This is a genomic window from Streptomyces sp. NBC_01465 (genome assembly GCF_036227325.1).
In the GTDB taxonomy this organism is placed as follows: Bacteria; Actinomycetota; Actinomycetes; order Streptomycetales; family Streptomycetaceae; genus Streptomyces.
In genome coordinates, this window is the sequence record NZ_CP109467.1 from 661,357 (window position 1) to 682,995 (window position 21,639).

Genomic DNA, 21,639 nt, shown 5'->3' on the forward strand with positions numbered 1-21,639 from the left:
CGGGCGCCTCGGCCGGGCAGTAGGCATGGCTCGGCACACCCGGCCGACCCGCCCCTGGAGGCGCATCGATGTCGTACAGCCCCCGTATCCCCGTACCCGACCGCCGCACCGTCCTGCGCGGTTCGCTCGCCGCTTCGGCCGCGCTGGCCCTGCCCGCCGGGCTCGCCGCCGCCCCCGCACAGGCGCTCTCCGGGCGCCCCCGCGCCGACTGGGGTGTCCAGGCGGGCGACATCACCACCTCGTCGGGCATCGTCTGGGCGCGCTCGGACCGTCCGGCCCGTATGACGGTGGAGACCTCGGCGACCGAGTCCTTCCGCCGCGCCCGCAGCTGGCACGGCCCGCTGCTCGGCTCCGGCACCGATTTCACCGGGACGACCGCGCTGCACGGTCTGCCCGCCGGCGAGCAGATCCACTACCGCGTCACGCTCTCCGACCCGGACGACCCGCGCCGCACCTCGGAGCCGGTGCTCGGCACCTTCCGCACCGCGCCCGCCCACCGCAGGGACGGGGTGCGCTTCCTGTGGTCCGGCGACATCGCAGGGCAGGGCTGGGGCATCAACCCGGACATCGGCGGCTACACCGTCTACGACGAAATGCGCCGACTGGACCCCGACTTCTTCCTGTGCAGCGGTGACAACATCTACGCCGACGGCATCATCCTGCCCAGCGTGACGCTGCCCGACGGGCGGGTGTGGCGCAATGTGACCACCGTGGAGAAGTCCAAGGTGGCCGAGACCCTTGACGAGTACCGGGGCAACTTCCGCTACAACCTGCTCGACCGGAACCTGCGTCAGTTCAACGCCCAGGTGCCCTCGATCATCCAGTGGGACGACCACGAGGTGCGCAACAACTGGTACCCGGGCCAGATCCTCGACGACGTGCGCTACGCCGAGAAGAACGTCGACGTGCTGGCCGCCCGGTCGATGCGGGCCTTCCGCGAGTACTTCCCGATCTCGACGCTGCGCCCGGACCGGCCCGGCGGCCGGGTGCACCGGGTGGTGCACCACGGTCCCCTGCTCGATGTCTTCGTCCTCGACATGCGGACGTACCGCGACGCCAACTCCCCCGGCCGGCAGAGCGACGACACCACCGGCATCATGGGCGCGGAGCAGCTGGCGTGGCTGAAGCGCGAGCTGTCGCGGTCGCGCGCGACGTGGAAGGTGATCGCCGCCGACATGCCGCTCGGTCTGGTCGTCCCCGACGGGGCAACCGACTTCGAGGCGGTCGCGCAGGGGGACCCGGGCGCGCCCCTGGGACGGGAGCTGCAGATCGCGGAGCTGCTGCGGTACATCAAGCACAGGCGGATCACCGGGACGCTGTGGCTGACCGCCGATGTGCACCACACCTCCGCCCAGCACTACGTTCCGGAGCGGGCGGCGTTCAAGGACTTCGCGCCGTTCTGGGAGTTCGTCTCGGGGCCGCTGGCCGCGGGGGCTTTCCAGGCGAGTCAGCTGGATGCCACGTTCGGGCCCGACCGGGTCTTCGTGGCGGCCCCGGCGGTCGCCAATGCCTCGCCGCTGGAGAATCCGCCGTACTACGGCGAGGTGGAGATCGACGGCGAGAGCGGTGAGCTGACGGTACGGCTGCGGGCGCAGGGCGGCACCGTCCTGTTCACCCAGGTTCTGCAGCCCGGGCGCGTCGGCCAGTAACGGCAAGGTATCCAGGCATTTCACGCCATCCGTGGCGAGAAAAGGTATCCAAACGACCAAAACCACACTTAACCCGTCAGTCACAAAACGTTCGTGATCACGCAACACCGCTTTGTCAGAGTGATGCCATGACTGATGTGACTTCCTCGAAGAGCGCCCGCCGTCCGCACCACTGGCGGCGGGACCTCGTCGAACTCGCCGCACTCTTCACCGCCGTCGCCGTCGCCGACGGCATCGCCAATCTGGTCGCGCACGGCCCCGACGGCCGGTACCTGCTGGTGTTCTCGGCCGTCGCACTCGCCGCCACGGCCGGATTCCACACATGGTGGGCACGCCGCCACAGCCATGCACCACCGGCCGCCGACACCGACACCGATCCGACCCCCGTCGCGCAGGCCACGGACACGGACACCGCCCTGTGGCGGATGCGCACGACCGTACGGGACGAACCGGGCGCCCTCGGTGCGCTCTGCACCGCGCTCGCCCGCCACCGCGTCGACATCCTGACCCTGCAGACCCACCCGCTCGCCGAGGGCACGGTCGACGAGTTCCTGCTCCGGGCCCCCGCCACCCTGCAGGCCTCCCAGCTGAGCAGGGAGGTCGCCGCGGCCGGCGGCCTGGACACCTGGATCGAGCGGGCCGACGCCCACGACCTGGTGGACGCGCCGACCCGGATCCTCGGCCTCGCCACCCGCACCGCACTGGACGCGGCCGAACTGCCGCTCGCCCTGCGCCAGTTGCTCGGCCGCTGCACGATCCACTCGCTTCCCGCCGTATCGATCACGGGCCGGCCCACGGGCGAGACCGCTCCCGTGGAAGGCGTACTGGACGGGACGTCCCTGCGGCTGCGCGACCCGTCGGGCGGTGTCATCACCGTCGAGCGGCCCTATCTGCCGTTCACCCCGACCGAGGGCGCGCGCGCCCGCGCCCTCGTCGAGCTCGATGCCAGGCTCGGACCGCGCATCCCGCGCAGCGAGGACGTCCTCACCCTGCCCGAGGGCAACGAGATCACCGTACGGCGGGCCGACCAGTCCGACGCCGAGGCCGCCCGCGAGATGCAGGAGCGCTGCTCGGAGCGGACCCTCGGCCTGCGCTACCACGGCCCGGTCGGCGACGCGGACCGCTACCTCAACCACCTCCTCAGCCCCCGCTTCGGCCGCACGCTCGCCGTGCAGACCGCGTCGGGGCGGATCGTCGCGCTCGGCCATCTTCTGTGGGACGGCGACGAGACCGAGGTGGCGCTGCTCGTCGAGGACGACTGGCAGCGCCGGGGCATCGGCTCCGAGCTCCTCGGCCGGCTCGTCGCACTCGCCGTCGAGGCCGGCTGCGAGAGCGTGTACGCGGTGACCCAGGCCTCCAACACCGGGATGGTGGCGGCCATGCGGGGCCTCGGTCTGCCGCTGGACTACCAGATCGAGGACGGCACCCTGGTGGTCACCGCACGGCTGAATGCCACACCGGTCCGGTCGCGTCTTCGTCACGAGCAGGCTGAGTACTGAGGGCCTCGCACAGGTCCCGCCACAGGTCCTCGACGTCCTCGAGCCCGACCGACATGCGCAGCAGCCGGTCGCTGACCCCCGCGGAGCGACGGTCTCCCTCGGCCACGATGCGGTGGCTGATGGAGGCCGGATGCTGGATGAGGCTGTCGACGCTCCCGAGGCTGACGGCGGGGGTGACGAGCCGTACGCCCGCGATGATCCGGTGCGGGTCGCCGTACACCTCGAAGGAGATCATCGCGCCGCCCAGCTTCGGGTAGTGGACGCGTGCCACGCGCGGGTCGGCCGCCAGCCTGCGGGCCAGTTCGGCGGCGGTCGCGGACGCGGCCCGCATCCGTACGGGAAGCGTGGACAGGCCGCGCAGCAGCAGATATCCGGCCATCGGGTGCAGTACGCCGCCGGTGGCGAACCGCATCTGGCGGAGCTTCGCGGCGAACTCCTCGTCGCAGGCCACCACTCCGCCCATCACATCGCCGTGCCCGCCCAGGTACTTGGTGGCGCTGTGCAGCACGATCCGCGCGCCGAGTTCGATCGGCCGCTGGAGCACCGGGGTCGCGAAGGTGGAGTCGACGAGCAGCGGGACGGTGCCGCAGGAGTGGGCGAGCGCCCGGATGTCGGTCTCCTTCAGCGTCGGATTGGCGGGCGTCTCGACCATCACCAGACCGGTGTCGGGGCGGATCGCGTCGGCGACACCGGCCGGGTCGACCCAGGTGACCTCGGTGCCGAGGAGCCCTGCGGTCAGGAGGTGGTCGCTGCAGCCGTAGAGCGGACGCACCGCCACCACATGGCGCAGGCCCTCCGCCGCCCGTACGAGAAGGACCGCGGTCAGCGCCGCCATGCCGCTCGCGAACGCGACCGAGGCGTCGGCCCCTTCGAGGCGGGCGAGCGCCGTCTCGAAGCGGCCGGTGGTCGGGTTGTCGAGCCGGGCGTAGACGGGCGGGCCCTCGGGGCGGGCGCCGGTGGCGGCGAACTCGTCGATCCTGGCCGCCTCCGCCCTGCTGTCGTAGGAGGGGTAGGTCGTCGACAGATCGAGCGGCGGGGCGTGCAGTCCGAGACCGGCGAGGTCTTCGCGTCCGGCGTGCACGGCTTCGGTGGCCAGGGCCCTGGGTGTGGTCGTGACGTCGGTTTCCATGGCCGTACTGTGAACAACCCCCGGGCATCCGCCGTCAACTGCCGTGTTACGTTCGCCCGATGACCGCATCTGTCGCACTGGACCCGGTCGATCTGCACATACTCCGCCTGCTGCAGAACGATGCCCGGACCACCTATCGGGAGCTCGCCGCCGAGGTGGGCGTCGCCGCGTCGACCTGCCTGGACCGGGTGGCGCGGCTGCGCCGCTCGGGGGTGATTCTCGGACATCAGCTGAGGCTGGATCCGGCGAAGCTCGGGCGCGGTCTCGAGGCGCTTCTCTCCGTACAGGTGCGGCCGCACCGCCGCGAGCTCGTCGGTCCTTTCGTGGACCGGATCCGGGCGCTGCCCGAGTCGCGGGCGCTCTTCCATCTGGCCGGGCCCGAGGACTATCTGGTCCATGTGGCGGTGGCCGACACCGCCGATCTCCAGCGGCTCGTCCTCGACGAGTTCACCGCGCGGCGCGAGGTCGCCAGGGTGGAGACGCGGCTCATCTTCCAGCAGTGGGAGTGCGGGCCGCTGCTGCCGCCCGCGTCAGGAGTCCGGGCCTGAATAGTGATGACGCGGGCCCCTCTTTCATACGAGGATGGGCCGCATGTCAGAGACTTCCAGCAGCTCACTGCCCCGTCAGGTCGCCGATGCCTACGTCGACGAGCTCATCGCCCTCGACCCGATCAACGGTACGTACCTCGGAGTCGCGGAGAGTTCCTCGCGCCTGCCCGACTTCTCCCCCGCGGGCACCGAGCGCCTCGCCGCCCTCGCCCGTGCGACGCTTCTGAAGCTGGACGCGGCCGAGCAACTGCCCGGTGCGGACAGCGACGCCGAGAGGCGCTGCGGACGGCTGCTGCGCGAGCGCCTCAATGCCGAACTCGCCGTCCACGAGAGCGACGAGGCGCTGCGCGCCGTCTCCAACATCCACTCCCCCGCGCACGGCATCCGCGAGGTGTTCACCGTGACGCCGACGGAGACGGAGGAGGACTGGGCCGCGGTCGTCGAGCGGCTGGCCGCGGTGCCGGCCGCGTTCGAGGGCTACCGCCAGTCGCTCGCCCTGGGTCTCGAGCGCGGACTGCTCGGCGGGCCGCGCCCGACCGCGACGTTCATCGAGCAGCTCACCGACTGGGCCGGGGAGGAGCGCGGCTGGTTCGAGGACTTCGCCGCGGCCGGTCCCGACGCGCTGCGCAAGGAGCTCGACACCGCGGGCCGCTCCGCCACCGAGGCGGTCGTGGCGCTGCGCGACTGGATGCGCGACGTGTACGCGCCCGCCGTCGCCGGCGCCCCCGACACGGTGGGCCGTGAGCGGTACGCCCGCTGGTCGCGCTACTTCAACGGCACCGACCTGGACCTGGACGAGGCGTACGCCTACGGCTGGTCGGAGTACCACCGTCTGCTGGCCGAGATGAAGACCGAGGCCGAGAAGATCCTGCCGGGCGCGGGCCCCTGGGAGGCGCTGGCCCATCTCGACGTGCACGGCACTCACATCGAGGGCGTCGAGGCGGTGCAGGTCTGGCTGCAGGAGCTGATGACCGAGGCGATGGACGCGCTGGACGGCACCCACTTCGAACTCGCCGAGCGGGTGCGGAAGGTGGAGTCGTGCATCGCCCCTCCGGGCGGTGCGGCGGCCCCGTACTACACCCCTCCGTCGGAGGACTTCTCCCGTCCGGGCCGCACCTGGCTGCCGACCATGGGCGAGACCCGCTTCCCGGTGTACGACCTCGTGTCGACCTGGTACCACGAGGGTGTCCCCGGCCACCACCTGCAGCTGGCGCAGTGGGTCCACGTCTCCGACCAGCTCTCCCGCTACCAGGCGAGCATTGGCGGGGTCAGCGCCAACGCCGAGGGCTGGGCGCTGTACGCGGAGCGGCTCATGGACGAGCTGGGCTTCCTGACGGATGCGGAGCGCAGGCTCGGCTACCTGGACGCGCAGATGATGCGCGCCTGCCGGGTGATCGTGGACATCGGCATGCACCTGGAGCTGGAGATCCCGGCGGAATCGCCCTTCCACCCGGGTGAGCGCTGGACGCCCGAGCTGGCCCAGGAGTTCTTCGGCAATCACAGCGGCCGTCCCGCGGACTTCGTGGAGAGCGAGCTGACCCGCTACCTGTCGATGCCCGCGCAGGCGATCGGCTACAAGCTGGGCGAGCGCGCCTGGCTGCTCGGCCGGGAGAACGCCCGCAAGGCGCACGGCGACTCCTTCGACGCGAAGGCCTGGCACATGGCGGCGCTGTCGCAGGGTTCGCTGGGTCTGGACGACCTGGTGGACGAACTGTCGAAGCTGTAACGGCAGTTGTACGGAGGCCGGGCCCCGGGCGCACCGCCCGGGGCCCGGCCTCCGCCGCGTCTTCAGCAGCCGCAGTCCTCGGAGTCGACCGGGGCGGTCAGCGGGTCGGCGTCGCGCTTCTCCGTGCCCTCCCAGGTCTCGAACGCGAAGCCCTCGCGCGCCCAGTACTCGAAGCCGCCCAGCATCTCCTTGACCTGGAAGCCGAGTTCCGCGAGGGCGAGCGCCGCGCGGGTGCCTCCGTTGCAGCCGGGGCCCCAGCAGTAGGTGACGACCGGCACCGACTTGTCGAGGAGCCGCTCGGCCTGCTCGGCGATGAGCGCGGTCGGCAGGTGGACCGCGCCGGGGATGTGGCCCTGGTCCCAGGAGGCGGTGGAGCGCGAGTCGACGACGACGAAGCCCGGGTCGCCCTCTGCGCCGAGCGCGGCGGCGACGTCGGAGACGTCCGCGTGGAAGGCCAGGCTGGCGGAGAAGTAGGCGGCGGCCGCTGCGGGGGACGCCGCAGGGACGCGGAGGACGGCGTTGGCGGGGGCGGTGAGCTGTGTTGTCATGCCTCAAAATCTACGGCGCGGTGATCATCTCTTGAAGTGGGATTCCCCGGCACTTGCCTTGATCGACCGGTGATTCGGCGCTTACCTTTCCCTCATGACCGAGTATTCCCCGGACGCCACCGACTGGCGCATTCTCGATGTCCTCCAGCGGGAGGGCCGGGCCAGCTTCGCCGAGCTGGCGCGGGCCGTCTCCATGTCAGCGAGCGCCGTGACCGAGCGGGTGCGGCGGCTTGAGGAGTCCGGGGTCATCTCGGGTTACGCGGCCGTGGTCGACCCGGACCGGCTGGGGCTGCCGATCCTCGCGTACGTGCGACTGCGCTACCCGAACGGCAACTACAAGCCGTTCCACGATCTGGTGGCGGTCACTCCGGAGATCCTGGAGGCGCACCATGTCACCGGCGACGACTGCTTCGTCATCAAGGTCGCGGCGCGCTCCATGGCACATCTGGAGGAGGTCTCCGGCAAGATCGCGACCCTCGGCTCGGTGACCACCAGCGTCGTCTACTCCTCGCCGCTGCCGCGGCGCCCCATCAGCCGCTGAGTCCAGCGGCGCGCAGCCTCACCTGCGAACCGTCGCGCTCCTTGTGGATCTCCAGCTGGGCGGGGATCCGGCGGCGCAGGTCGGCGACGTGGCTGACGATGCCGACGCTGCGGTCCCGTTCGCGCAGCGAGTCCAGTACGTCAAGGACCTCGTCGAGCGTCTGGTCGTCGAGGCTGCCGAAGCCCTCGTCGATGAAGAGGGTGTCGAGCCGGGTGCCGCCCGCCTCGTCGGTGACCACGTCGGCGAGGCCGAGTGCCAGGGCGAGCGAGGCGAAGAACGTCTCGCCGCCCGAGAGCGTCGCGGTGTCCCGCTCGCGTCCGGTCCAGGCGTCGACGACGTGCAGCCCGAGGCCGGAGCGGCTGCGGCCGCCCGCCCGGGCGTCGGAGTGCACCAGGGTGTAGCGGCCGGAAGACATGCGGTGCAGGCGTACGGTGGCGGCCGCGGCGACCTGCTCCAGGCGGGCGGCCAGCACGTACGACTCCAGGCGCATTCTGCGTTCGTTGTCCGAGGAGGTCCCTGCGGTGAGTCCGGCCAGCCGGGCCACCCGGTCGTACTCCTCGCGCAGCGGTCCGAGTCCCCGCAGCTCGTCGGCGGCCTGCCGCGAGAGCCGGGCGAGGGCGGCGGCGCGCTCGTGGGCGGCGTCGAGCGCCGAGCCCGCCTCCCGGACGGCCCGCTCCGCCCGGTCGAAGGCTTCGCCCGCGATGTCCGGGCGCGCCTGCGGCAGCCCGGCGGCTTCGGCCGCGTCCTGCTCGGCGAGCCGGTCGGCGACCGCCGCCTCTTCGGCCTGCCAGGCGTCCACCTGGTGCTGGAGCCGGCGGTGGCCTTCCTCGGGGAGCAGCTCGGCTGCGGCTGCCTGCGGGGTGTCGAAGCCGGCCTTGAACGCGGCGTCGGCAAGCCTGTCGTCGGCCTCCTTCAGACGCTGTGCGGTCGTCTCGACCGCACGCACTGCCTCGACGGCCTCTTCGAGGAGCCGTACCCGCCGCTCGAGGAGCGCGGCGTGCGCGGCGACGCTGCCCTCGCTTCCGCGGGCCCGGGTCAACTCCTTCTCCAGCGCGATCCGTTCACCCTCCAGGGCCTCACGCCGTGAGGTGCGTCCCGAGGCGCGCAGTTCGGCCTGCTGCTGGGCGGCGACGCGCCCCGTGTGCTCGCGCTCGGCGCGGTCGAGAGCTTCGCGGGCCGCGTGCATTCCGGCCGCGACCGCGTGCGCCTCGGAGTGCTCCTGCTGCAACCGGCCGGTCAGCTCGGCCAGTTCGGCCACGGTGGCGGTGCCCGCCTCGCCGCGCGCCACGGCGACCGCTTCCCGTACGCGGGCGAGCTGCCGCTCGGCCTCGGCGCGGGCCTCCTCGGCACGGGTGTGGCGCTCGTACGCCGCTTCCTCCGCCGCCCGGTCGACATGGTCCGCTCCGGCCTGCGCCGGCGCCGGGTGGTCCTTCGCCCCGCAGACCGTGCAGGCCTCGCCTTCACGCAGGCCCGCCGCCAGCTCGGCGGCGATCCCGAGCAGTCGGCGCTCTCTGAGGTCGAGCCAGAACTCATGGGCCGCAGCGGCCTGTTCACGGGCGGCGCTCAGCCGGTCCGCGGCCTGGGCGGTCCCGCTCTCCAGCCGGTCGCGCTCGCGTGCCGCCTGCAGCCTGCCACGGGCGGGCTCCAGCTGGCCGGCGAGGTGCTCGGCCCGGGCCACCGCTTCCTGGGCCGCCTCGATACGGTCCTGCAGCCGGCGGCGTCCGCCCTCCCAGCCGGAGAGCCAGCCCGCCGATTCCTGGATCAGTTCGTCGTCTCCGCGCGCTTCGCGCTCCAGCTCCACGAGCTCCGCGGTGATCTCCGCGCTGCGCCGCTCGTCCCTGCGGGCGGCGTCGAGTCCGCCCAGCTCCTGGCGCAACGTCCGTCCCAGCGCGGAGAGTTGCTCGGCGCCGGCGTCCGCGAGCGTGTCGGGGAGCTGTGCGCGGGATCTCTCACGGCTGCCGCTCGCCGCGCCGTGTGCGCGGGTCGCCTCGTCGCGGAGCGAGAGCGCGGGCGCCACGCGCTCCGCCTTCCGCGCCCGGTCCAGGCGCGCCTTGAGCTGCTCGTACTCGGGGCGGCGGGCCGCCAGTTCACCGGCGCGGCGCCGCGTGTCCGCGTACCGCTGCTGCAGCCTGGCCAGTTCGCGCAGGGAGTCCAGCTCGATCCGTGCGGCCGCCTGCCGGTTCTCGGCCGCCCGTACGGCTTCGGCCGCGATGTCGAGCCTTTCGCGGGCGCCGCTGCGGGCGATCGCCGCCCATTCCAGTACGGACTCGGCCAGCCCGGGGTCGCCGGGCTGTGCGTCGGGCAACGGCCACTCCCCGGCCGCCGCCCTGCCCGCGGCCTCCGCCATCCGGTGCGCGAGGGTCAGCAGCCGTTCGTCGCCCGCGCGCACCTGGTGTTCCGCCGCACGCCGCAGCTCTGCCAGCCGTTCCTCCACGGCGGCGAAGCGGCGGGTGTCGAAGAGGCGTCCGAGGAGCTTGCCTCGTGCCTCGGCGTCGGCGCGCAGGAAGCGAGCGAAGTCGCCCTGCGGCAGGAGCACGACCTGGCAGAACTGCTCCCTGCTCATCCCGACGAGCTGGCCGATCTCCTCGCCGATCTCCTGGTGGGAGCGGCTCAGCGCCTCCCACTTCCCGGCCTGCGGGTCGTACTCGCGCAGCCAGCTCTGCGCCTTCTCCGTGACGTAGCCGGTGCCGCGCTTCTTGGGGCGTGGCTGTGCGGGCTGCCGGGTGATCTCCAACCGGCGTCCGCCCACGGTCAGTTCGAGCCGGACCTCGGTCAGCTGTGCGTCGGCGGCGTGGTCGCTGCGCAGCGAGGCACCGGGGCTCTGCCTGGCCCCGGGCACCGCCCCGTACAGCGCGAAGCAGACGGCGTCGAGGACGGACGTCTTGCCCGCCCCGGTCGGCCCGTGCAGCAGAAAGAGTCCGGCGGAGGACAGTGCGTCGAAGTCGACCGTCTGCGGTGCGGCGAAGGGGCCGAAGGCGCTGATGTGCAGCGAGTGCAGTCTCATCGGGCCACTTCCTTCACACCGTCGTCCACGCGGACGTCGTCGAAGGCGCCGACCAGTACGGTCCGCTCCCGTGCGTCCGGCCCCGCCCCGCCCCGCACATGCGCCACGAAGTCCTCGGCGATCTGCTGGTCGCTGCGTCCCTTGAGCCGCTGCGCATACGAGGCGAGGGGATCCTCCGGGGCCCGTTCGGGCTCGAAGAGGAGGCTCAGCACGTGCGGGAAGCGCCCCGCCAGCTGCGCCATGGGCTCGGGCGGCCGCACCGGGTCGGTGAGCGTCGCCTCGACCCAGGACTCCTCGTGCCGTACGAGCGCGGGGTCCTCCAGGAGTTCGTCGAGCCTGCCCCTGATCCGGGCGAGGCGGCGCGGCACCGGGCAGTCGAGCCGCTCGGCGTCGATCTCGCCGCCGGGTCCCAGATCGATGAGCCACATGGTCTTGCGGTGGTCGACCTCGGAGAAGGAGTAGGCGAGCGGGGAGCCGGAGTAGCGGACGCGCTCGGTGACGGCCTGGCAGCCGTGCAGATGCCCCAGCGCGACGTAGTCGGCGCCGTCGAAGACCCCGGACGGGACGGCGGCCACCCCGCCGACGGTGATGTCGCGCTCGCTGTCGCTGGGCTCGCCGCCCGCGACGAAGGCATGGGCGAGAACGACGGAGCGGGTGCCCGCGTCCCGTCCTGCGAGGTCGGCGCGCACCTGTCGCATGGCGGCCGCGAGCACGGCCTCGTGCCCCGCCTTCGCCGCGCCGAGTCCGTCCCGTACCAGCGCGGGCTCCAGATACGGCAGCCCGTAGAAGGCGACATCGCCGTGTGCGTCGGTGAGCACCACCGGGGTGGCGCAGCCGGCCGGATCGGTCCGCAGATGGATGCCGGCCCGCTCCATGAGTCCCGCGCCCACGCCGAGCCTGCGGGCCGAGTCGTGGTTGCCGGAGATCATGACCGTCTGCACCCCGGAGTCGGCGAGGCGGTGCAGCGCCCGGTCGAAGAGCTCGACGGCGGCGAGCGGAGGGACCGCCCGGTCGTAGACGTCACCGGCGACCAGGACCACGTCGACGTCGCGCTCGCGGACCGTCGCCACCAGGTGGTCGAGGTACGCGGCCTGGGCGTCGAGAAGTCCGACCCGGTGGAAGGACCGTCCCAGGTGCCAGTCGGACGTGTGCAGGAGCCTCATGATCCCCGAGGTTAACCGGCGGGTCTGACATCACGGGCGGTTACTCCCGTATCCGTGCTTTCCGGTGGCACTCAGGCGTCGCCGTACGCCTCGCCGCCCAGCTCCAGCACCGCCGCCCCCGCGGTGGTGTCGGCGAGCCAGCCGCGGAAGGACTCCACGTCGGCGTCGGGCAGCGCGATCTCGATGGTCACGGCTTCCGCGTACCGCACCTCGCGCACGGCCCGCCCGGTGGCACGGAGATCGTTCTCCAGCTTCCCGGCCCGCTGGTGGTCGACGGTGACGGAGGCCAGCCGGAAGCGCCTGCGCGTGACGGTGCCGACCGCGTCGAGCGCTTCCCCGACGGCTCCTCCGTACGCCCGGATCAGCCCGCCCGCTCCCAGCTTCACGCCGCCGTAGTAGCGCGTGACGACCGCGACGGCGTACCGCACCTCGCGTCGCATCAGCATCTGCAGCATCGGGACGCCGGCCGTACCGCCGGGTTCGCCGTCGTCGCTCGCCTTCTGGACGGAGGCGTCGGCACCGATGACGTACGCGAAGCAGTTGTGCGAGGCGGTCGGATGCTCCTTGCGGATCCGTGCGACGAAGTCCTGCGCCTCCTGCTCGGTCGCCGCGGGTGCGAGCGCGCAGAGGAAGCGCGACCGGCTGATCTCGGTCTCGTGGACGCCGGCGCGGGTGAGGGTCAGGTACTGCTCCTGCATCCCGTCACCCTATGCGCCGAGCCGCCCGCCCCAGCACCCGGCGAACGCGCCGGACCTGCCCGTTCGAGCCGACGGCGTCCGCGAGGCGCTCCCCGGCGGACGGCTCGTGGGCGGGGCCTTCGAGGCGGACGAGGCGTCCGTCGCGTACGACGGCGAACGCGACGGGGCCCGCCTTGGGCCGCTCCCCCGCGGCCGTGACCAGGCTCACGGGATGGCGGCCGGCCGGCGCCTTGATCCGGTCGGGAATCCGCAGCACCGGGGTGTCACCGCCGACGATCTCCGCGGCGACCGTGACCGGCTTCTTCGACGCCCCGATCCGCACCTTCACCGGCAGCGGCGCGCCGGCCGTCGCCAGCGGGCCGGGCAGCGGCAGCTCGACGGGCTCGCCGGACGGCCTGCGCCCCCTGCTGCGGCCCGTGTTCAGCCCCCTGCCGAGGTCGTCGGCGAGGCGTCGCTGCCGTTCCTCCAGGTCGAGGGCGAGCTGGCCGCTCCCCGTCACGTACGGGATCGCAATCCGCGCGGGCTCGCCCAGCACGGCGGGTCCGGCCGCGGCGGTCGTTCCCGGTTCCCCTTCGACGGTCAGCCGGACGTGCCGGTCGACGCCCAGCATCTGCACGTACGCCCATATGTCGTGCACCCCGCGCTCCAGCGGCCTGCCGCCGGCCAGGATGGCCGGGTCGAGGCGGAGCCGGCCGACGGCGACGACCTGGGAGCGGCCGTCCCCCAGCTCCTCCAGCCGTACGTCGAGGTCGCCCTCGGGGTACCACCAGTCCTCGCGGTCCCGGTCCTTGACGATCAGATCCGCGTACGCGTAGGCGAACGGATCGCTCACCTCCCACTCCTCGGCGCCCGGTACGCCGTCGAGCAGCGCCGGGTCCAGGAGCAGCCTGCCGTCCCGCTCGACCAGGACGAGCGGTTCGCCGTCGCCCCGGTACTGGGTCAGCCGTACGTCCGCGGTGAGCACACCCCCGTCCCAGCGCAGGCCGCCGACCTCGGGCGTGAGGGTGATCTCCTTGATGCGCGAGGCCAGTTCGCGCGCCGCCGCGAAGTCCCCGCGCTCCAGCAGGGCGGCACGCAGCCGCGACACGGCGGGCTGCCGGTCGCGCACACCGGGCGGGAACTCCTCGATCGCCACGCGGCGTGCCTCGTCGAACCGGGGGCGCTGCTCGTCCCCGGGAACGGCGAGGATCTCGGGCTCGCGGGTCCGGGAGAGGATCTCCACGTGGTAGAGCCGGTGGAGCAGCCGGTCCTGGAGATCGCCCGGTTCCGTGCCGTCCTTGATCTGCCGCACGATCGTGCGGACGTTGTCGAAGAAGCCGTGCCGCAGATCGAACCGGTGCCGGGTGTTGTTGCCGCCGTCGTCCCGCTTCATCCAGTAGTAGCAGGGGTAGTCGCCGAGGACGGAGATCCGCTCGGCGGCGAGATAGGCGGCGGAGACGAAGAGCAGGTCCTCCAGGATCCACGGCCCCTCGGGGAACCGCAGCCCGTGCTCCTCGACGAACGCCCGCCGGAACATCTTGTGCGGGGACATCGTCTGCATCAGCTCGTCGTGTTCGACGGTGCAGGCGTCGACCGTGTGCCGGAAGATCCGGCGGGGGCGGACCATGGTGCTCGACATCTTGCCGATGACCACGTCGGAGTTGTTGCGGCGGGCGTGCTCGTAGAGCCGCTCCAGCGCCTCGTGGCCCAACAGGTCGTCGTGGTCGACGAATTGGATGTACTCGCCTCGTGCATGACCCATGCCGGTGTTGCGCGGCTTCCCCGGCCATCCGGAGTTGGCCTGGGTGAACACCCGCACATGCGCATGCTCGGCAGCGAGCTTCTCCAGCCGCTCCAAGGTGTCGTCCGTCGACCCGTCGTCGACGTAGATCACCTCGTACTCGTCGGCGCTCAGGCTCTGCTGCAGCAGCGACGGGGCGCACTCCTCGACGTAGCGCCCCGTGTTGTACACGGCCACGACGACACTGACCTTGATCATGGATCTCCCAGGTGCGGCCCGCCGTGCGGGCCCGATGTCCGGCCGTCGGGACTCTAGCAGCGGCGTTTCGGCGGGAGTCCTCATCGTCCGTACAGTGGTGCGATGAACAATCAGGACACCATCCGCAAGATCCTCACGGAATCCGGCGACACCTGGGCCGTCGTCGGTCTGTCGTCGAACCAGGAGCGCGCCGCGTACCGCGTCGCGGACGTCCTCAAGCGCCACGGCAAGCGCGTCGTCCCCGTCCATCCGAAGGCCGAGACGGTCCACGGCGAACAGGGCTATCCCACCCTCGAGGCCATCCCGTTCGAGATCGACGTGGTGGATGTCTTCGTCAACAGCGCCCTCGCGGGGAAGGTCGCCGACGAAGCCGTGGCCATCGGCGCGAAAGCCGTCTGGTTCCAGCTCGGCGTCATCGACCAGGACGCGTACGAGCGCACGCGCGCCGCCGGTCTCGACATGGTCATGGACCGCTGCCCGGCGATTGAATTCCGCGCGATGCGATGAGTTCCGGCCGGGCCGGGAGTCTCGTCTGGTGATGCCCGGCACGCGACTCCACCGGAGGACACCATGACGACCTCGCCGCACGACCCGACCGCCCAACTGCCCGGCCGGCCGCCCGTGGTCGACCTGGCCACCTGGCAGAAGGATCGTGCCGAACTGCTGGTCCGCGAGAAGGCCCACACCCGCGAGGGCGACGCCCTCGCCGCGGCCCGCCGCCGGCTGCCCATGGTGGAGTTCGACGGGACGGTCGAGGTCGTCGGCCCCGAAGGACCGGTCCCGTTCCTGGACCTGTTCCAGGGTCGCGACGAGCTCGTGGTATACCAGCACATGTGGCACGACGGCGCGCCGCACCAGGGGCAGTGCGAAGGCTGCACCCATGCGGCCTGGCACCTGCGGGACGCCTCCTACCTCCACGCCCGCGGCGTCTCGTTCGCCGTCCTGACCACGGGCGTGTGGGACGAGGTGGCGCCTTTCGTGGAGTTCATGGGCTACACCCAGCCCTGGTACTCGGTACACGGCGTCGCCGAGCCGGTCGGCGGCGACATGGGATACCTCGCCTGCTTCCTGCGCGACGGCGACCGCACCTACCTCACCTACTCCACGACGGGCCGCGGCAACGAGCGCATCAACAGCTCGATCGCCCTGCTCGACATGACCCCCTACGGCCGCGGCGAGGCCTGGGAGGACACCCCCGACGGCTGGCCCGAGGGGCGCGACGCGTGCTGGTCCTGGCGTACGGACGTGGACGGGAACGCCACCTGGGGGCCGACCGGCCGCCCCGTACCGCAGTGGACACGTCCCGGCGCGACGCCCGAACAGACCCTCGGCCGGCACGGCGACCACCACTGACGCGCCCTGACCTGAAAGGTGCGTCCCACTGCGGCGAACTGCGCCCATAATGACGCCATGCACCGACCGCCGCACAGCCAACAGCAACTCACCGCCCAGTTCGCCGAGTTGGGTGTGGAAACCGGCGGTCTGCTGGTGGTGCACGCCTCGCTCCGTGCGCTCGGTGCGGTGGACGGCGGAGCGGAGACCGTCGTCCGCGCCCTGCAGGGTGCGCTCGGGGAGTCGGGGACGGTGGTGGTGCCGACCTTCACCGCGGAGAACTCGGACACCTCTCCGGACTACCGTGCGCGCGTGCAGGGGCTGGACGAGGAGGCCGCTGCCGCCGTACGGGAGCGGATGCCGGCCTTCGACCGGCTCACCACCCCTGCGTCGCCGACCCTGGGGGTGCTGGCGGAGACCGTACGCCGGACACCCGGCGCCGAGCGCAGCGCCCACCCCCAGACCTCGTTCGCCGCGCTGGGATCGGGGGCCGGCAAGATCGTGGCCGGGCATCTGCCCGACTGTCACCTCGGCGAGGACTCGCCGCTGGCCCGGCTCTACGACGGCTGGGCCCAAGTCCTGCTCCTGGGTACCGGATTCGACGCCTGCAGCGCCTTCCATCTGGGCGAGTACCGGGTGCCGAACCCCCCACGCCGCACCTACCGGTGCGTGATCACCACGCAGGGGCGGCGCACCTGGTGGAGCTACGAGGACGTCGACCTCACCGACCACGACTTCGCCGCGCTGGGGGACGACTTCGAGCGCGGTTGCGACAGCGGGACGGTGAAGTACGGACAGGTCGGTGACGCGTCCTGCCGGCTCTTCCACGTCACCGAGGCCGCGGACTTCGCCAAGGGGTGGCTCCCGGCCAACCGCCCCTACTGACGGGGAACTTCGGCTTGTGCGGGTATGTACCGACCGGCCTCCGCGCGCTCATACTTGCCGCGTACCCGGACCACGGGGGAGGCGCCAGGTGGGACAGGTGATCCGCACCAAGGACGGCCGGAAACTGGCGGTCGAGCACTACGGAAATCCGCGGGGCAGACCCGTGTTCCTGCTGCACGGCACCCCGGGCAGCAGGCTGGGGCCGGCACCGCGCAGCGCGGTGCTGTACCGCCTGGGGGTGCGTCTGATCACTTTCGACCGGCCCGGATACGGCGATTCGGACCGGCTGCCCGGCCGTCCGGTGGCGCATGCCGCGGCCGACGTGGAGACGATCGCCGACGCCCTGGACCTGGCCGAGTTCGCCGTCGTCGGCCGGTCGGGCGGCGCCCCGCACGCCCTCGCCTGCGCCGCTCTGCTGCCGCATCGCATCGCGAGGGCGGCCGCGCTCGTCGGGCTCGCGCCGCGCGACGCAAAGGGGCTCGACTGGTTCGACGGCATGACCGAGGGCAACGTACGCGAGTACGTCAATGCGGCCGCAGGACACCGGCAGTTGACCGCGGCGCTGGAGTTCCGGTCGGTGGCGATCAGGTCCGATCCGGCGGCTTCGGTCGCCGACATGCACCGCGACCTCTCCGATTCCGACCGGGGCATCGTCTCGGACACCGGGATCCGGGCCATGCTGGTGCGCAACTTCGCCGAGGGGCTGCGGAGTTCGGCCGACGGCTGGGTCGACGACGTCATGGCGTTCGCCAGCGACTGGGAGTTCCGGCCCGAGGACATCAGCGCGCCCGTGCTGCTCTGGCACGGCGAGGACGACGTCTTCGCCCCCGCGGCCCACACCCGCTGGCTGGCCGAACGGATCCCGCGCGCCGAACTGGTGGTGGAGCGCGGCGCGGCGCACTTCGGGGCCCTGCGGGTCCTCACCCGCGTACTGATCTGGGCCACCCGGTGAGCCCGTACCCCGCCCTCCCCCGCCGGCGCCTCAGACCGGCTGCGGTTCGAGGTCTCGGTTCAGCCGCCGCCAGGCCCGGGCCGCCTCGGTGATCGGATGGTCCACGCCCAGCTGACGGGCGGCGGGTTCCAGGACCTTGGTCCGCAGTTGCTGGGCCTCTTCGCTGCGGCCGGACGCCCGGAGCGTGATGGCGAGGTTGGACCGGCAGACGAGCACGTCCGGGTGCGTGGGCCCGTACCGCTCCAACAGCCCTTCCAGCGCGGCGCGTTCCCATGCCTCCGCCCTGGCGAGCTCCCCGATGTCGCCGTACGCGTTGGCCAGGTTGAGCGCCGCGCACAGGGTGAAGGGATGGCGCGCGCCCAGCGCCTCCTCGAGCGCCACGCGGACCCACTCGCCCGCCTCCGCCGCCTCGGCGGCCGCCCCGAGCCCCCGCTGGTAGATCGCGATGTTGTTGCGACAGGCGAGGGTGAAGGGGTGGTCGTCGCCGAGGGTCTCGCGGTATCCCTCCAGCACCTGGCTCGCGAGGTCGAGCGCCGCCTGCTTGTCGCCGACCGCGGAGAAGTCGGCGGCCAGGTTCAGCCCGCAGGCCAGGGCGTCGGGCACCTTGGTCCCGTACCGCGCCCGGTAGCGGTTGTACGTCTCCTCGGTGAGCCGTTTCGCGTCGTACGGGTGCCCGGCCTTGCGCAGGGACACCGCCAGGCTCTTGGCCGTACGCAGCACCTCCGGCACATCGGCGTTGAGGACCCGCTCGAACGCGGCCACGACCTCCCTCAGCACCTGCACCGAGGCCCGGTACTCACCGGTCTCCCGCAGATCCCGGGCGAGATGCCCCTTGGTGGTGAGGGTGAAGGGATGGTCGTCGCCCAGGAGTGCGCTGCGGCGCTCCACCGTCTCCTCGTCGAGCCTGCGCGCCAGTTCGCTGTCGCCGCTCAGCCGGTAGTCGATCGCGAGGTTGTTGGCGGCGATCAGGGTACGGGGATGGTTCTCGCCGAAGATCTGGCGCAGACCGCGGTAGATCCCGAGGTCCCTGCCGAGCGCCTCCTCGAACCGGCCCAGCGCCCGCAGGTCGGCGGCGAGACTCCCCGTGGTGATCAGGATGCTGGGGTGGTCGTCGTGGGGGTGGTCCTTGTGGAGCACCCGGACCTGCCGGGCCAGGGTGTCCTCGTCCAGGGCGCGCGCCTCTTCGTACTTGCCCTGCGCCCGCAGCGCGTTGCCCAGCTCGAAGCGGATGTTGAGGGTCTGCAGATCGTCCTCGCCCAGCTGCCTGCTCCAGATGGCGTTGAGCTGCGTACCGAGTAATCGCGCGCTCTCCAGCTCCCCGCGCTTCAGCAGGTAGCGGATGCGGTCGACCATGATCTGGCGGACCTTCTCGTCGTCGCAGTCCGCGATGCCGGAGGGACCCAGGTGCGGCCAGATCAGCTCGAAACTCGGCCAGCTCTTTGGGTCGTTGACGGGATTGTCACGGTCGACTCCCTCCGCGGGCCGGGCCTCGGCGAGGATCAGATGCACCTCGTGGCTGGCCTTCTCCTGCTCCTCGGCGCTGAGCCCGGCGCGGACCGCCGCCTGGACGAGGCGGTGCACCTGAATGCTGCTGTCGGCCGGGTCCACCTTGGCGAGCGCGAACCGGTTGAGCGCCTGGATGACCTTCCCGAGCATGTACCGTTCGCGCAGGTCCGGGTCGTACGGCAGCAGGGACTGGAGCATCGCGTCGCTGCCGATGAGCCGCATCGAGATGGGTTCGGCGGAGAAGAAGGAACACAGCTCCAGGAGACGGACGGCGGCCTTCGACTCCTCCCTGAGCCGGTCGATGGAGATGTTCCAGGTCGCTCCGATCTTCTGCGCGTAGTCCTCGGGCTTCCCGAGCGAAAGCACCCTGGTGCTCTGCTCCTTCAGCTGCTCGACGTAGGCGTCCACGGGGGTCGCGGTCTCCGCCAGCCAGGCCGCGGCGACCTCCACCGCGAGGGGAAGGTCGCCGACGGCCTCGGCGACCCGCTCGGCGTCCGGGGGCGCGAGCTTGCGTACGCGCCGGCAGAGGTGCTCCACACTCTCGCCGCGCGCGAAGACGTCCACCTCGGTCGACTCGACGCGGGTGGAGACCGGCTTGTTGCGGCAGGTGGCGAGGATATGGCCGTACACATGGCCCGAGACGGGGCTGGTCTCCTCGGGGAAGAGCAGCAGCTGCTTGTCGAGATCCTCCACATTGTCGAAGATCAGCAGCCAGCGGGCGTACGGCCTGCCGCTTCGCAGCGCCTGCAGCGCCGCGGCGGCCGCCTCGGCGACGACGTCGCCCGCCCGCAGGTCCATGGCCTCGGCGAGTTCGGCCAGCGAGGACAGGACACGGTCCGTCTGTTCGGCCTCGATCCACCAGACCAGGTCGTAGTCGGCACGGAACCGGTGCGCGTACTCGCGTGCGACCTGCGTCTTGCCCACCCCGCCGAGCCCGTAGAGGACCTGGGGGAAGCGCTGGGCAGAGCGCGGGTCGCCGCACATCTGATCGCGCAGACGCTCCAGTACGGAGGCGCGGCCGGTGAACCAGGCATGGCGCTGCCGTACGTTCCAGACGGTCGGCGTCAGTCCGGGATAGCGCGGACCCGCCGGAGCGAGGGCGGGGACGTCGTCGGTCTCCTCGCGGTCGAGCGCCGACATCAGCTCCGTGATCGCCTCGGTCTCCTCCAGCCTGGTCAGTTCCACGATGCCGCCCGTGCTGATCGGCAGGGTGAGGCGTACGTCGCTGACCTTCACGATCAGCAGCTGGTGCAGGTCGGCGACGGAACCCCAGAACGCTTTCGCCCAGGGCGAGTTGAGGAACGCCGCGGAGACGACGGGCATGACCCGGTACGCACCGCCCGACGCGAACTTCGCCTCGAACCCTGGCGAGGCGGCCGTCCGTACGTCCGCGGTGACCACATGGAATCCGGCCCGGGTGAGCGCCGACGACAGCCAGTCGGCCCACATCTGGTCCTCTGCCCCATGGACGAGGAGCACGTTCGACGGCGGCACGGGACGCCGCCGCGTATAGGCCGCGACGTAGGTGAGCCGCTCGGCCTCGTCGATCGCCGGGAGCGCGCTGACACGCCCGCCGGTGAGGACGGAGGTGAGGCGCTCGCAGGCGGTGAGCATGGAGCTGGAGACGTTCGGCGCGTCGCCGAAGGTCGCGAGGATCTCTTCGTACGCGTAGAAGGGCCTGTACGGAATCTCCACCGATCCCCAGTAGGCGGCGAGTTCCTCACCGCCCAGCCCGGAGGGGAGGCCGGGGAAGCTCTCCCTGGCCAGCGCCCGGCCCGCGTCGGCCTTCTCCTTCTCGCCGTCGTCGATGCGCATCGGCACCGGCAGGATGCGGATCCCGTTGTCCCGGTAGCGCTCCTCGATGTCGCGGGCCACGGCGGACGCCCCGTCGATGCTCTGGTCGCTGAGGGTGAAGCAGACGACGAGGACATGGGGCATCTGGACCGTGCAGATGTCGGCGATGTCGCTGAGGCCCGTACGGCTGTCGATCAGGGTGTAGTCGTAGTGCTGCCGCATGTCGGCGCGCATCGCGTCGAAGAACTGGCCGCCGCCGAACCGCTCGTAGAAGTCGTCCCAGTCCATCCGGCCGACGGTCGAGGAGTAGTCGCGGTTCCGCCTGCCCGCCGAGAGGAAGTCGAGGCTCCCGTTCTGCGGGAACTTCCATTTGAGGGAGGTGGCGTGCGGACGCACCCGCGCGTAGCGGCGGTGCCAGTCGCTCTCGCGCTCCGCGGGCCGGCGGGCCTCTTCCTGGTATTCGGTGATCAGATTGATCAGCCCCGGCGTCGCTTCCAGGTCGCCCAGATCGAGGAAGGGGTGGAAGAACCGGTGCAGTCCCGGCGCTTCCAGATCCCAGTCGACGGCCAGCACCCGGTGTCCGTTCGAGGCCAGGATCCAGGCGACATTGGCCAGGGCCATCGTCCGGCCGGTGCCACCCTTGTAGGAATAAAAGGTGACAACGGTGCCTTCACGGTTCTCGGTCAC

General features: G+C 71.8%; 16 protein-coding genes. 9 read left to right on the forward strand and 7 right to left on the reverse strand.

What is annotated here, in order from left to right; all coding sequences use genetic code 11:
* Positions 1-68: 68 nt before the first annotated feature.
* On the forward strand, positions 69-1,649 hold the full coding sequence (locus OG707_RS02910; RefSeq protein ID WP_329113982.1) for an alkaline phosphatase D family protein: 1,581 nt from the start codon (positions 69-71) through the stop codon (positions 1,647-1,649).
* A gap of 128 nt (positions 1,650-1,777) precedes the next feature.
* Positions 1,778-3,148, forward strand: a complete 1,371-nt coding sequence (locus OG707_RS02915) for a GNAT family N-acetyltransferase (RefSeq protein WP_329113985.1) — start codon at positions 1,778-1,780, stop codon at positions 3,146-3,148.
* Here OG707_RS02915 and OG707_RS02920 read toward each other — a convergent pair.
* Complete coding sequence (locus OG707_RS02920) at positions 3,084-4,277, reverse strand: trans-sulfuration enzyme family protein (protein WP_329113987.1); 1,194 nt, start codon at positions 4,275-4,277, stop codon at positions 3,084-3,086. The two genes, OG707_RS02915 and OG707_RS02920, sit on opposite strands and share 65 nt — an antisense overlap.
* Before the next feature lie 59 nt (positions 4,278-4,336).
* Here OG707_RS02920 and OG707_RS02925 point away from each other — a divergent pair, with 59 nt between their 5' ends.
* Both OG707_RS02925 and OG707_RS02930 read left to right on the forward strand, forming a co-directional pair.
* Positions 4,337-4,825 carry an Lrp/AsnC family transcriptional regulator gene (locus OG707_RS02925; protein ID WP_329113989.1) on the forward strand — a complete coding sequence of 163 codons (489 nt, stop codon included), beginning with the start codon at positions 4,337-4,339 and terminating at the stop codon, positions 4,823-4,825.
* Between the two features lie 43 nt (positions 4,826-4,868).
* Positions 4,869-6,551: a DUF885 domain-containing protein gene (locus OG707_RS02930; RefSeq protein WP_329113991.1), complete on the forward strand. Its 1,683-nt coding sequence runs from the start codon at positions 4,869-4,871 to the stop codon at positions 6,549-6,551.
* 62 nt (positions 6,552-6,613) lie between these two features.
* On the opposite strand, the gene OG707_RS02935 is transcribed toward OG707_RS02930, so the two are convergent.
* Positions 6,614-7,099 (reverse strand): rhodanese-like domain-containing protein, encoded by a 486-nt coding sequence (locus tag OG707_RS02935; protein WP_329113994.1) that lies wholly within the window; start codon positions 7,097-7,099, stop codon positions 6,614-6,616.
* A gap of 94 nt (positions 7,100-7,193) precedes the next feature.
* On the opposite strand from OG707_RS02935, the gene OG707_RS02940 reads away from it, so the two are divergent.
* Complete coding sequence (locus OG707_RS02940) at positions 7,194-7,640, forward strand: Lrp/AsnC family transcriptional regulator (protein WP_329113996.1); 447 nt, start codon at positions 7,194-7,196, stop codon at positions 7,638-7,640.
* Here OG707_RS02940 and OG707_RS02945 read toward each other — a convergent pair.
* From OG707_RS02945 to OG707_RS02960, 4 genes are all read right to left on the reverse strand, one after another.
* Positions 7,630-10,644, reverse strand: a complete 3,015-nt coding sequence (locus tag OG707_RS02945) for an SMC family ATPase (RefSeq protein ID WP_329113998.1) — start codon at positions 10,642-10,644, stop codon at positions 7,630-7,632. The genes OG707_RS02940 and OG707_RS02945 overlap by 11 nt on opposite strands.
* The gene (locus tag OG707_RS02950) at positions 10,641-11,807 is read right to left on the reverse strand and encodes an exonuclease SbcCD subunit D (RefSeq protein ID WP_329114000.1); all 1,167 of its coding nucleotides are present in this window, start codon (positions 11,805-11,807) and stop codon (positions 10,641-10,643) included. The genes OG707_RS02945 and OG707_RS02950 overlap by 4 nt, the downstream gene beginning before the upstream one ends.
* 71 nt (positions 11,808-11,878) lie before the next feature.
* Positions 11,879-12,505 (reverse strand): YigZ family protein, encoded by a 627-nt coding sequence (locus OG707_RS02955; RefSeq protein ID WP_329114002.1) that lies wholly within the window; start codon positions 12,503-12,505, stop codon positions 11,879-11,881.
* Between the two features lie 4 nt (positions 12,506-12,509).
* Positions 12,510-14,483 (reverse strand): glycosyltransferase family 2 protein, encoded by a 1,974-nt coding sequence (locus tag OG707_RS02960; RefSeq protein ID WP_329114004.1) that lies wholly within the window; start codon positions 14,481-14,483, stop codon positions 12,510-12,512.
* A 102-nt stretch (positions 14,484-14,585) separates the two neighbouring features.
* On the opposite strand from OG707_RS02960, the gene OG707_RS02965 reads away from it, so the two are divergent.
* The 4 genes from OG707_RS02965 to OG707_RS02980 all read left to right on the forward strand — a co-directional run bounded on the left by OG707_RS02965 (position 14,586) and on the right by OG707_RS02980 (position 17,652).
* Positions 14,586-14,990: a CoA-binding protein gene (locus OG707_RS02965; RefSeq protein WP_329114006.1), complete on the forward strand. Its 405-nt coding sequence runs from the start codon at positions 14,586-14,588 to the stop codon at positions 14,988-14,990.
* A gap of 63 nt (positions 14,991-15,053) precedes the next feature.
* Positions 15,054-15,836 carry a DUF899 family protein gene (locus tag OG707_RS02970; RefSeq protein ID WP_329114008.1) on the forward strand — a complete coding sequence of 261 codons (783 nt, stop codon included), beginning with the start codon at positions 15,054-15,056 and terminating at the stop codon, positions 15,834-15,836.
* 57 nt (positions 15,837-15,893) lie between these two features.
* Positions 15,894-16,700 (forward strand): aminoglycoside N(3)-acetyltransferase, encoded by an 807-nt coding sequence (locus OG707_RS02975; protein ID WP_329114010.1) that lies wholly within the window; start codon positions 15,894-15,896, stop codon positions 16,698-16,700.
* Positions 16,701-16,788: 88 nt separating this feature from the next.
* Complete coding sequence (locus OG707_RS02980; RefSeq protein WP_329114012.1) at positions 16,789-17,652, forward strand: alpha/beta fold hydrolase; 864 nt, start codon at positions 16,789-16,791, stop codon at positions 17,650-17,652.
* A 30-nt stretch (positions 17,653-17,682) separates the two neighbouring features.
* Here the strand turns inward: OG707_RS02980 and fxsT are convergent, their stop codons facing one another.
* On the reverse strand, positions 17,683-21,639 hold the full coding sequence (fxsT, locus tag OG707_RS02985; protein WP_329114014.1) for an FxSxx-COOH system tetratricopeptide repeat protein: 3,957 nt from the start codon (positions 21,637-21,639) through the stop codon (positions 17,683-17,685).